Origin of the sequence: Taibaiella koreensis, assembly GCF_003545715.1 — a bacterium.
Taxonomy (GTDB): Bacteria; Bacteroidota; Bacteroidia; order Chitinophagales; family Chitinophagaceae; genus Taibaiella; species Taibaiella koreensis.
In genome coordinates this window covers 36,778-48,075 of sequence record NZ_QVNU01000011.1, presented here as the reverse complement: position 1 = coordinate 48,075, position 11,298 = coordinate 36,778, and the positions used below count along the sequence as shown (strand labels likewise).

General features: G+C 50.0%; 9 protein-coding genes. 3 read left to right on the top strand and 6 right to left on the bottom strand.

Annotated elements, in window-relative coordinates; genetic code table 11:
* Positions 1-37: 37 nt before the first annotated feature.
* Together DZK30_RS24655 and DZK30_RS24650 are read right to left on the bottom strand one after the other, a co-directional pair.
* Positions 38-1,027 carry a FecR family protein gene (locus DZK30_RS24655; RefSeq protein ID WP_118976873.1) on the bottom strand — a complete coding sequence of 330 codons (990 nt, stop codon included), beginning with the start codon at positions 1,025-1,027 and terminating at the stop codon, positions 38-40.
* 79 nt (positions 1,028-1,106) lie between these two features.
* Entirely contained in the window at positions 1,107-1,700 is a 594-nt protein-coding gene (locus DZK30_RS24650; RefSeq protein WP_162903443.1) for an RNA polymerase sigma-70 factor, read from the bottom strand.
* A gap of 217 nt (positions 1,701-1,917) precedes the next feature.
* Here DZK30_RS24650 and DZK30_RS24645 point away from each other — a divergent pair, with 217 nt between their 5' ends.
* A complete protein-coding gene (locus tag DZK30_RS24645; RefSeq protein ID WP_118976871.1) occupies positions 1,918-4,986 on the top strand; it encodes a gliding motility-associated C-terminal domain-containing protein in 3,069 nt (1,022 codons plus the stop codon).
* 122 nt (positions 4,987-5,108) lie between these two features.
* Here the strand turns inward: DZK30_RS24645 and DZK30_RS24640 are convergent, their stop codons facing one another.
* The 4 genes from DZK30_RS24640 to DZK30_RS24625 all read right to left on the bottom strand — a co-directional run bounded on the left by DZK30_RS24640 (position 5,109) and on the right by DZK30_RS24625 (position 7,668).
* A complete protein-coding gene (locus tag DZK30_RS24640) occupies positions 5,109-5,759 on the bottom strand; it encodes a response regulator transcription factor (RefSeq protein ID WP_118976870.1) in 651 nt (216 codons plus the stop codon).
* A 22-nt stretch (positions 5,760-5,781) separates the two neighbouring features.
* Positions 5,782-6,558 (bottom strand): sensor histidine kinase, encoded by a 777-nt coding sequence (locus DZK30_RS24635; RefSeq protein WP_162903442.1) that lies wholly within the window; start codon positions 6,556-6,558, stop codon positions 5,782-5,784.
* A 3-nt stretch (positions 6,559-6,561) separates the two neighbouring features.
* On the bottom strand, positions 6,562-7,068 hold the full coding sequence (locus DZK30_RS24630; RefSeq protein WP_162903441.1) for a hypothetical protein: 507 nt from the start codon (positions 7,066-7,068) through the stop codon (positions 6,562-6,564).
* Positions 7,069-7,173: 105 nt separating this feature from the next.
* Positions 7,174-7,668 carry a hypothetical protein gene (locus DZK30_RS24625; RefSeq protein ID WP_118976867.1) on the bottom strand — a complete coding sequence of 165 codons (495 nt, stop codon included), beginning with the start codon at positions 7,666-7,668 and terminating at the stop codon, positions 7,174-7,176.
* A 294-nt stretch (positions 7,669-7,962) separates the two neighbouring features.
* Here DZK30_RS24625 and DZK30_RS24620 point away from each other — a divergent pair, with 294 nt between their 5' ends.
* Both DZK30_RS24620 and DZK30_RS24615 read left to right on the top strand, forming a co-directional pair.
* Positions 7,963-10,428, top strand: a complete 2,466-nt coding sequence (locus tag DZK30_RS24620) for a hypothetical protein (RefSeq protein WP_118976866.1) — start codon at positions 7,963-7,965, stop codon at positions 10,426-10,428.
* 106 nt (positions 10,429-10,534) lie between these two features.
* A complete protein-coding gene (locus DZK30_RS24615) occupies positions 10,535-11,281 on the top strand; it encodes a hypothetical protein (RefSeq protein ID WP_118976865.1) in 747 nt (248 codons plus the stop codon).
* Positions 11,282-11,298: the final 17 nt, after the last annotated feature.

Sequence of the window (11,298 nt, the reverse complement as noted above, 5' to 3'; positions counted from 1 at the left end):
TACCATTCAAAATCTGATAACCGCTTACCGAATGTATCTATTGTTCTGTTACACCGACCTCGTTGCCCTTCTTGTCGAAGTGCAGCCCGCTCGTCACCCGCAGCATATCCAGCACCTGATCGCCTGTAAGCTCCCTTGAGAAGCTCATGCTGAAACGGTACTGTATCATTTGTCCGGGATCATAGACAAGACGAAGCCTGTAAATGGTTTGCAATATAACAGATAATTCATTTAAAGATACATTATTGAGGTAAATTGTGCCATTATTTTTCCATTCACTCACTTCTTCAGGTAAATATTTGCTTTTTTCAAAAGTATGAGAGCGGCAGGAGTAAGAAAGTTTCTCGCCAGGCAACAGTACGCTTAACCCTTTTTTGTCTTCTTCAACCTGTACGCGGCCGGTGATCACACTGACTTTGATGCGTTGGGTATTTTTGCGCACATCGACTACGAATGAGGTACCCAGTACCCGTACCGACAATGCCTCAGGCGTAGTTACGGTAAATGGCGCCTTTTCGTCGTGGTGAACTGAAAAGAAAGCGACGCCATCCAGCCTTACCTTGCGGGATCCGGCCGGAAATTGCTCCGGATAGCGAAGGCTGCTGCCGCCGGCCAGCCACACTACGGAGCTGTCGGGCAGCATCACCGGCAGCTTTTGTATGCCGGCAGGTGCGGTTATAGTGAGCAGTACGGGCTGCGGTTCTTTGGCAAAGAAAAAATAACCCAGCAGGGAAATGCAAAGCAATGCTGCTGCAGCGATGCCCACGGTCCAGCGTTTGCGGCTGCGTAAAGGCTGAACAATGGCAGGTTGTTTTTCCCGGCCTTCCCCTATTTTTTGGAAGATCGCGTCGCGCATGTTGCTTCTGATGTCTTCTTTCTCCTCTTCAGAAGTGAAGGTGATCGCTTCAAGGGTTGGTACCTGGTCGAACCATTGGGTCAACAATGCCTCTTCGGCCTCGGTAGTCGTTCCTTGGCGGTGTTTCTCGATGAGCTGAAGCAATTGTTGCTTGTTTGTTATACTTGTCATGATTGTTGTTAAGGGTACGATAACCCTTCATTTAGGTGTTGGTATCATTGCTTAAAGACAATAGCGCCAACACGGGGTACTATATTAATATTTTGCCAAAAAAACCGGCAATGGTTACAATAAGTGACAGCAGCCGGTAATGTTCCAGCCCGCTACGGATCTTTTTCAAGGCGTTACCAAGCTGATTTTTAACCGTTTGCTCAGAAAGCGCAAGCTGGCCTGCCACCTCGGCGATCGACATCCCCTGCTCCTTGTTCAGCATATAGATCTCCTTCATCCTGGGGGGCAGCTTACCAATTTCTTCCTGGTAGAGCTTCCTCAGCTCGCGCTCATTGTTCAGGTCCTCCGACTGGCTTTCTTTTTCGAGCGTGCTCCTGGCCGCATCGTAATGCCGGCGCTTGGTATTGACCGACCGGATGTGGTTAAGCACCCGGTTGCGCACGGCCACCTTCAGGTAGCCTTCGGCGGTTTCCCTGATGTCTATCTTGTCCCTTTTGTCCCAAAGATCGATAAACAGTTCCTGGACGATGTCCTTGGCTGTGTCCTGGTCCAGGACATGCCAGTAGCACAGGGTATAGAATTTTTCCCAATACCGGTTATACAGCACCTCGAATGCCATGGTATCGCCCTGTCTCACGAGCGTCCAAAGTTCGATGTCGGAAAATGAATGCAATGGTGATGGTAGTATTAATTAGTGATAAGCCTTCGATTTTGCTTGCATGGACACAGCCCGGGAGAGGCTGTACTATCCCGGACCTTCTAATTTACCTGTTAAATTTTTATTATGGTCAGATTTTTGCTAATGTAGATAAAATTGTGAATAAGCATAGTACTCTTTTAAACATTTTGTGTCCTCCAATTGAACTTGCATTCCCCCTGCTTTTGTGCATATGAGAACTTGCCGCCCGCTTCTTATCCTGATGCTGCTGATGCTGCCGGGCTTTGTATCCATAGGTTTTGCGCAATTGCTTCCGCCAAATCAGCCGGAACAGGATGCCTGTAATGCGCTTGTGCTATGCGGCAGCTCTTTCACCTCCCCCTATAGCTACCAGGGTGTAGGTACCCTTAACAATCTTGGCACTACACCCTGCGGATCGGGAGAGGATAATTCGGTTTGGTTGAAGCTTACGGCCAGCACTTCCGGTACCCTGGTCTTTTCCATAGCGCCTGTATCGCCCCAGGACGATTATGATTTTGCTGTATTGGATATCTCCGGCACCACCTGCAGCAGCCTCAGTTCAGCCAATGTGGTCCGCTGCAATTTCAACAACAACCAGCCGGGCAGTAATGTGAACGGCGTGATCGGGCTCAATACCACATCTACCTTGTCTTACGTGGCCGGCGGCACTTTTGGCAGTTCTTTTTGCCAGCAGCTTAATGTAACGGCAGGGCAGGTATTCCTGATCATGATCAACAACTATGGTAATTATGCCAGCGGCGGCCCTTCCTCCGGTTTTACCATCAATTTCGCAGGCTCCACCGCTACCTTCAATACACCGCCACCACCGCAATTGCAAAGCATCCTCGTCCCGGTGTGTAATTATAAGAGCGAGATCACTATCCAGCTAAGTTCGGAAGTGAAGTGCAGCTCTATAGCCGCCAATGGCAGTGATTTTTACCTGAGCCCATCGGGTACCATCACTGCTGCGCAGGGGATCAATTGTTCGGGCAGCTCCGGCTATACCGATAAAGTGAAGCTTACCTTTTCCCCGGCGCTTCCCCCCGGCAACTATACCGTGCATGCGCAGCAGGGAACCGACGGCAACACCTTGCTGGACCTTTGTAACAATCCTCTGGCCCTGCCGGCACAGCTAAGCTTCACCGTAAGGGAGCTGGCCAAAACCGTGACCATGACCCGCTGTACCAGCCAGATGCCCTTTACCTGGAACGGTATTAATGTAACCGCCGGCGGCCCGGCGGCCGCCGTGGCGCACCATACCACTACTTTCGGCTGCGATTCCGTAACCACGCTTAATCTTACCGTAAGCCCCTCGGTGACGGCTACCGTGAATGCCGGCGTATGCAGCAACCAGCTGCCTTACCTGTGGAATGGCATTAACGTGGCCGCCGGCGGACCGGTAGCGGCTACTTTCACTAGCACCAGCTCGGGCGGCTGCGATTCGGTAACCACACTCAACCTTACCGTAAAACCGGTCTATACCGGCGCACAGACGGTCAATATCTGCAGCAGCCAATTGCCTTATACCTGGAACGGGATCGTAGTGCCTGCAGGTGGCACGGGTATTGCTACCTATACCGGTACCAGGGCCAATGGCTGCGACTCGACAGTAACACTCAACCTCGTCGTTCATCCCCCCTATACGGGTACTGTAAACCGTACGATATGTGCCAATCAGCTGCCCTATACCTGGAATGGGATCGTAGTAGCAGCCGGTGGCGCCGGCGCAGCTACTTATCACGGAACCACCACCTGGGGCTGCGATTCGGCAGTGACGCTCAATCTTACAGTTAACCCGCTGTACAGCGACACGGCTGCTGTAACCATATGCAGCAACCAGCTGCCCTACACCTGGAATGGGATCGTAGTGCCGGCCGGCGGCACAGCAGTTGCGACTTATCACGGCACTACCGCCCTGGGCTGCGACTCGGCAGTGAGCCTTAGTCTTACCGTGAAACCTGTGAGCGCCCTTACGGTAAGCCGTACTATATGCAGTAACCAGCTGCCATACCTCTGGAATGGCATCAGTGTAACCGGCGGTGGACCGGCTGCGGCCAGCTATACCACTACGGGTAGCAACGGTTGCGATTCGGTAGTGACGCTTAGTCTTATCGTAACACCGGTGGTGCAGCATACCGTAAGCATGATCAAGTGTGCCGCTGATATGCCCTTTACCTGGAACGGCATAACGGTAAACGCTGGCGGTACCGCCGCGGCGACATTTACCGGCACCTCTGCCGCAAATTGCGATAGCATCGTCAAGCTGAACCTGGTAGTACAGCAGCCTTCGGTAGCGGTATTGTCGGCCCATGGATGTAACCAGGCGATCTTTGAAGGAAATACCTATACCAGTAGCCAGGTAGTGTACGATACATTGCACTATACTACCGGCTGCGATAGCCTGCGCCGGACGATCAACATCACCGTTTATCCCACAAACCCCGTTACCGTGAATAAGGATACTGCTGCCTGCGGCCAGTTAGTATTCAATGGGATAACTTATACTTCCAGCACTTCGGTAACGCAGACCTTCCTTACTGTACAAGGCTGCGATAGCCTGTACCTGGTTACCGCCATCACCATACATCCCAATACGCCGGCCAGCCTGGTGATCGATACCGCTGCCTGTGACGAAGTGGTATTTGAAGGAAGTACCTATACCAGTGACGCGACGCTGACCCGGATGTTCACCAACCATCTGGGCTGCGATAGCCTGCTGCGTACAGTCAATGTGCGGCCGCAGCATTTCAGGCTCAACCTGGTTGCCGATCCGCGGGAGATCGTCAATGGCGAATATGTGCAACTGACAACGAGTGCCAATACTGGTTACCATCCTACGGATTGGTACCCATCGACCTATTTCCCCGATCAGCAGGCGCTTGGCCAGCGGGTACAGCCGCCGCATGATGAAACGTTCTGGGTCATTGCCCGATCCGACCTGGGTTGTATCGATTCGGCGCAGATAGCCGTGCGTGTCGACACATTGGTAGCCGATGCCTTTATGCCCAATGCCTTCAGCCCTAACGGCGACGGGCTGAACGACCGCTTCATCCCCGGGTTCTTTAACCAGCGGGGCTACTCGATCACGATGTTCCGCATATTTAATCGCTGGGGGCAGGAAGTCTATAATGGCTCCGGTAAAAACACGCAGGGCTGGGATGGCACCTATCACAACCAAGGCAAGCCTGCCGATGGCGGTACTTATTATTACGTATTGAAGGTGACCTTCCTCAACGGAAAGGAAAAAATAATGAAGGGCGATGTACAGTTGATACGATAGCAAAGAGATCCGGCTTGGTACTGGCCGGTAATAGCCAGGAAGCAGAATGACAGACAGGAAAAGTTGACCAGGTTCCCGGGCCGGCGCAAGCTGGTCCGGGAATTCATTTTAAAGGGCCGGCATCAGACCACGATCCCGTTCTTCACTGCATACATGACCAGGCCGGCAGTATTGCGCACACCTATTTTTTCCAGCAGGGCAGAGCGGATACCTTCAACCGTACGGGGGCTCAGGAACACCTTCTTGCCGATCTCCGAGGCAGTCAGCTCCTGGCAAATGAGCTGTAGCACCTGCGTTTCGCGCTCATTCAGTCTGATCTCCTGCCGGAAACGGGGCGGCTCTTTTTTTTGTTGTACCACTTTGCGCAGCAGGGTGGTATTGACCAGGTCGTTGAAGTAGTATTCGTTCTCATATACCGAATGAATGGCCGTTTTGATCTCCTGCGGCTCTGCATTCTTGAGCAGATAACCATTGGCGCCGGCCTCCATCATATGAAGAATAAAATGCTCCTCCTCAAACATCGTAAGCACAATGACCTTGAGCGCCGAATGCCGGTCTTTAAGATGTTTCAGCGTTTCCATGCCGTCCATCTCCGGCATCTTCAGGTCCAGCAGCACTACATCTGCTTTACGGGATTGCAGCAAGCTAAGCAGTTCAAGCCCGTTGCTGGCCTCCCCGGCGCATTTGAGTTTGTGATCGTCGATTAAGGTCATTTTAAGACCCTGCCGGAAGATCTTATGATCATCGGCAATAATGTAGGATATGATCGCCATAGTTTACAGGTTATTAAAAAACCTACTTTATAGGTGCTTGGATAGTAATCGTAAACAAACTTACGGATACTTGCTCAAAATAAATAGAGGCCTCTATGCTTTTTAACCTGGTAACGATGTTTTTCAGGCCTATCGCACCTTTTTTATAGATCAGCTCTTCAAACAGGTGCTGGGTAATGCCGGTACCGTTGTGACTAACGACAAGGGTAACCTGTCCCGGCACTGTCGTGCTCTCGATAGTCAACAATTGAGGATGTGCATGTTTGAGGATATTGTGGGTAAGCTCCTGTACCACGCGATAAAGCGACAGCTCTATATTTTCAGGCAGGCGGGGTAGTTTGTTGTGCGCCGCATAGGCAGCGTGTATACTGTCCGATTGACCGATCATATCGGCAAGCGCCTGCAGCGATACATCGAGGCCCAGGTAATACAAGGTTGATGGCTGCAGCTTATGCGCGATATTCCGGATCTTCTGCAGGCTCTCGTCCAGGAGTGCCTTGGATTGCGCGATCAGCGGCGTATCGGTCATTTTCAACGCAGCGGTAGACAGGTAAAGCTTGACGGACGCCAGGGTAGGGGCTATATCATCGTGGAGCTCGGCTGCGATACGCATGCGTTCCTGTTCTTCGCTCTGGATGGATGCGTTAAGCAGTTCCTGCTGCTTTTCACGATTGATGCGTTCGATCTCGATCTGCGACTGGATTACCCGGCGCTGGTACAGGATAACAAACCATACCACGCCGCCGCCCAGGGCAAGCATGACCAAAGTTCCTACGACGACAAGAAAATTAAGATCCAAGGCTTAAGGTTTTTTTCTGGATAAAGATAAAGCCAGCAGTGCCCGGTATCCGATATTGAGCCCGCAATGGATATAGATCCAAAGGGCGGCCTGTCCCTGTTTGAGGTAGGCGATAAAGAGCAGCAGCATAAAGTTGCCGGAGAAGTACAGCATGAATGCAACGCAGGCCCAGAAGAATTCGGATTGATCCAGGAAAAGCTTGTTCAGGTCTTTAAGAATAGAATAAAGCCCCCATATGCCATAGGCAATGAAAACAAGATGCAGCATGCTGGCCCCCAGGGTGTTGGTTTGGTATATGGATACATGTACTGTCAATCCGGTATACAGCATGGCGGTGGCCAGCCAGAACAGATCGTAGTACAGGTTTGCCGTTCCCCTGGCGCGTGGGCGCAGGTAAAGCGAGATGCAGATAAACTCGACCAGGAAATACAAGTTGGCGATCCAGGAACGGTTCAGCTGCAGGGGTTTCAGCACGAACGACAAAGTAAGGTCAATCAGGAACCCTGCCATGATGTACCACCACAGCAGGGTCCGCCGTTTTTTCCAGCCCAGGATCAGGGGGAATAGGGGCGAAAAAAGCGATATATAAGCGATTGCCTTGTCGATGATTCAAAGCTAAGGATATAACTCCGAAAGATCGCCGAAGTAGACGGCTCTTCCGCCATCCACGATCCGGAAAACCACATCGACAAAGTTTTTGCCCCGGATAGTCCTTACTGCTTTAAAGAACTGAAATTCTGCCGTTGACGGAAAACGTTTCAGTAGACCTCTGAAGAGGGAGATCGAGTAGAAAGTAGTAACGGCGCCTACATTCACCCTGAATTTAATATCGGTGTTGGCTGTTGTATCTGTATCGTCAAAGTCGATATAAACTTTGTACCCATCGCAATCCACGTCTTGTCTATTTACTTCGCCCTCAATTATCTGGTAGGAAATGCGTTGAGGCATTAACCCTGCAGGCGTCGCCGGCGAGAATCGCTTGACAGAGGTTTCGAAAGCATTTGGCTGGAGCATATGCGCGACGGTCAGGAATTCCTGGTAAGCAGGATCATCGCAACGGGGGCGTTCTACGCCTGGTTCTACAGGCAGGTCAAAGGGAGGGGGTGGCATGTGAAAGTGCTTTTAGTGTGAAACAATAAGCCAAAATACAAATCCTTCAGACCAGAAGCAAAATAATGATAAATTTATAGTAGAAAAATAGGTTCGAAATGAATTGATTTTTAGTATTTTAATAAAATGATCATACTTTAATTCAGCATTTCTACGTATACTATTGGCGTAATTTTACTGTTGTTCCGCTCACTATTATACGCTTAGAAGTTCAGTATAAACAGGCTTGATAAGACATTCTTTACCTTTTAATTTTACTGCTGCAAAACCAATCATCTTAAATAAAGAAATCCAATGGCTGTAAAATTTGAATCCGGAACCGCTCAAACAACTGATAATGCCGGAAAGCAACGCCTGCTATCTTATAACAGGCTCTATAAGTTCGACATTACTGAAGATAGCGGTATCGTCACTTATAAGGAAGGTTTGGAAACAACTTCATCCCTACCAGATCTATTGTCGCCGGCACGCAAAATAGCAAGACAATACCTGAAAACTGTAGTAGATGAAGATGAAATGACCATCGAGCCGGACAAAGGTCTGTGGGATAGTGCCAGGCCCGGGGCATCGTTAGCTGAACAAGGAGAAGCCTTACCTTATTTCCGCTTTAAGGAAGAAAAGACGGTAGGCAATGTCGCTTCTGTTGCTTATGAGCAGTTAGTGGATGATATTCCTGTATGGGGCGCCGGATTGTTTGTAAGGATAAATCCTGATAAAGGCGGTGTCTCAGGCTTTCACAATGGCGCCCATTATATTGCCGGAATACACCGCGCAAACCCTGAAAAGATAGCTGCTTGGAAAGACTTACAGCAGTTTCCGCTAGAAAAGTTAATGGAGGCACTAGGAGCAACGGAAACGGTTAAAATCACGCATATCACAGATGCCAAGGTGTGGTTCTATCAATATCTGTCAGAGAAACGTATGGACGGGGACGAGCTGGTCTATAAGGTATATGTTCCAGGAAAGAACGGCGAAGCCGGGGTATACCAGAAAAAAATATTCTTTGCGCCGCCGGCGCTTTCGGAAGAAATACGTGATGGAATACATTATGAATCAGTAGAAGTCCTTTTTTCTGTATTGGCTGAAGGAGAAAGTGAGTGTCATTGGAGAGCTTTCATCGAGCCCGATAGTAACCGGGTTCTTTTCCTTGAATCCTTCAGGGCTTATTGCGCTAATGCCGCTGTATTTGAATCAGGCCCGGTTAGCGTGACGAGGGGGGGGGTAAGAGATCTTGCGCTTGTTTCCGGGCTGGATAAGGAATGTGCTATGGTTCCCTTGAAAGAATTGGCGCCTCCCAACTGTTGCGGTATACAGCAACTCGCCGGGAAATGGGTGGTACTGGGAGAGTGTCACGATCCCAGTAAAAAAGCACCCAGGTTAAGCCCTCCTTATAATTTCGTTTATCCTTTTGATAGCTATGAATTTGCCGCATGCAGCGCCTATTATCATTGCGACAGCATGTTCCGTTTGATAGAAGCGCTTGGCTTTAAAAAAGAGCAGTATTTTGAACATACTGATTTCCCTGTTACTGTAGACCCGGTAATGTACGGTGAAGACGCTTGCACAGATCAGGTTGGCAAAGGAAAAGGCATTGCCGGTTTTGCCTTTGGAGTTATTATAAAAGGGGAAGATAGGGGTGTTGGTCTATCTACAGATATTAGAGTAGTGAGACACGAATTCGGACATGCTGCGCTCATCAGTCATATCGGGCTTCGATCCTTTAGTTTCTCTCACGGGATCGGCGACACCTTTGCCGCAGTGTTAGGCGACCCTTTGAACGATGCGCTGGATCGCTTCGAGACCTTTCCTTTTACCTACTGCATCCTGAACCGGCGGCACGACCGTGATCCTGCAAAAGGATGGAACTGGTTTGGCCGGAAATGGAGCAAAGGATACGAAGGAGAGGAGATACTCTCAACTACCTTGTTTCGGGCATATCGAGCTGCAGGAGGCGATTCCAGCCACTTTGCCGAAAAGGAATATGCCTCTCGTTATTTGTTTTATCTGATGCTAAAGGCAATCGGCTCTTTGCTGTTTCATGAAAATAATTCCGTGATCGATGATCTCGACGAACTTGTTGGGGCCCTGGGCGAAGCCGATTTGAATACGGACGATCAGGAAGGACATCCCGGCGGGCTTTGGAGTAAAGTATTCATATGGTCCTTCGGTGTACAAGGCTTATACAATCCTGCAGGGTATCAAGTCCAGCCCGGATTCGAGCAGGTTATGCTCCCTGCCGATTTTGTCGATGTATTTATCGACGACGGCCGCCGGGGCGGTTATCTCCCTTATCTGGAAAACCTTACTACAAGCCCGGGTATCTGGAACCGGCTGGCACCGGACGTTAAGGAAGGAAACCAAAAGCCTGTTCCCGGCGTAATGAACTATGCCTTTGTAATGATACGGAATAAAGGAACGCGCATAGCAAGCAATATCAAGGTGAGTTGCTACCGGGCTATCGATGGAACGCCTGTTTACTGGTCTGAAACAGAATGGGAACCTTTATGGGAAAACGTACAGCAGTGCAGAACGATTGCGCCGGATAAGGAGGATTACCTAATCGCCGGACCTTTCGAATGGATACCAAAGAGCGTAGACGACGTTTTGCTTTTTTCAGTAAGCACACCGGACGATAAAAGCAACCTGGAAGGCGATAATGGTGCACTAAGGGAGTTCAAGACCGATCCTCTTGTGCGCCGGCTGGTGGTCCTGGATAACAATATCGCCATGAGAAAATTTAATGAGACCAACTTTTATTAGCGGACTGCCGGGCCGGAAAAATTCATGCCAAATTCACACCCGCGAATAGGCTACTATCGAAAAAATAACGTTAGTTGCTTTTAAACACACTTAAACCCTCATCAACATGGCACTCATTCAAGTTGGATCCATCAACAGCTTTGCCGTAGCGCCGGCAACTAAAACCTTGCAACAGCAGCCCAGGCTCAGAGGCGTACGCAGCTTCTCCGAACTAAAAGAAGTAGCAGCAGCTACACCATCCGATGCCTTTACGCTGGCCGTATCGGCAGAGGACCGGGGCGTCGGCATCAAAAGCATCAAGCTCACCGAGGGCTTCGAAGGCTTTTTGCAAAACCTGCTCAACCCTGTTAACGAGATCTACTTCATAGCCTGGGCCTGGGACCTTAGCGGGCAACCGGTTAACCATTATCCAGGCGAGCAGGTAGCCCCCGAAGACGTGATCTTCAATATCAAAGCCGGCAAATTGCGCGAGTTCATCGGCGAAGGCATCAACCTGTTCCCCAAACGGAAGGTCACCGGCGGTATTGCGCTACGGATACAGGTATGGGAGTCGGACGCCGATGTCAGGAACTTTGGTAAAGTGATGTCTAAAACTGTAGACACTATACGCAACTCCACGCTCAATAATGTCATCTCGCTCATTACCGCAGCCACTGGTGTTACCGGTGCCACCATTACACTGGTGAAAGATGCCGCGCTGGAGCTGGCCGATGCTATAGGAAAAATATTGCAGGCCAATGCCAACGACTATGTCGATTTCTTCGAAGGCTATTATGCGGCCGATCAGCCATGGACACCGGGACATCAAAGCTACGAAGGCAACGCATCGGTGCTTAGCCTGAATTGCTATTAAGGGGCTTTATGATGTTA

Coding starts and splice junctions, on each gene's coding strand:
- DZK30_RS24630 (WP_162903441.1), bottom strand. CDS start 7,068: ATGGCAGGGTTCCTGATTGACCTTACTTTGTCGTTCGTGCTGAAACCC.
- DZK30_RS24640 (WP_118976870.1), bottom strand. CDS start 5,759: ATGGCGATCATATCCTACATTATTGCCGATGATCATAAGATCTTCCGG.
- DZK30_RS24615 (WP_118976865.1), top strand. CDS start 10,535: ATGGCACTCATTCAAGTTGGATCCATCAACAGCTTTGCCGTAGCGCCG.
- DZK30_RS24625 (WP_118976867.1), bottom strand. CDS start 7,668: ATGCCACCCCCTCCCTTTGACCTGCCTGTAGAACCAGGCGTAGAACGC.
- DZK30_RS24620 (WP_118976866.1), top strand. CDS start 7,963: ATGGCTGTAAAATTTGAATCCGGAACCGCTCAAACAACTGATAATGCC.
- DZK30_RS24655 (WP_118976873.1), bottom strand. CDS start 1,027: ATGACAAGTATAACAAACAAGCAACAATTGCTTCAGCTCATCGAGAAA.
- DZK30_RS24645 (WP_118976871.1), top strand. CDS start 1,918: ATGAGAACTTGCCGCCCGCTTCTTATCCTGATGCTGCTGATGCTGCCG.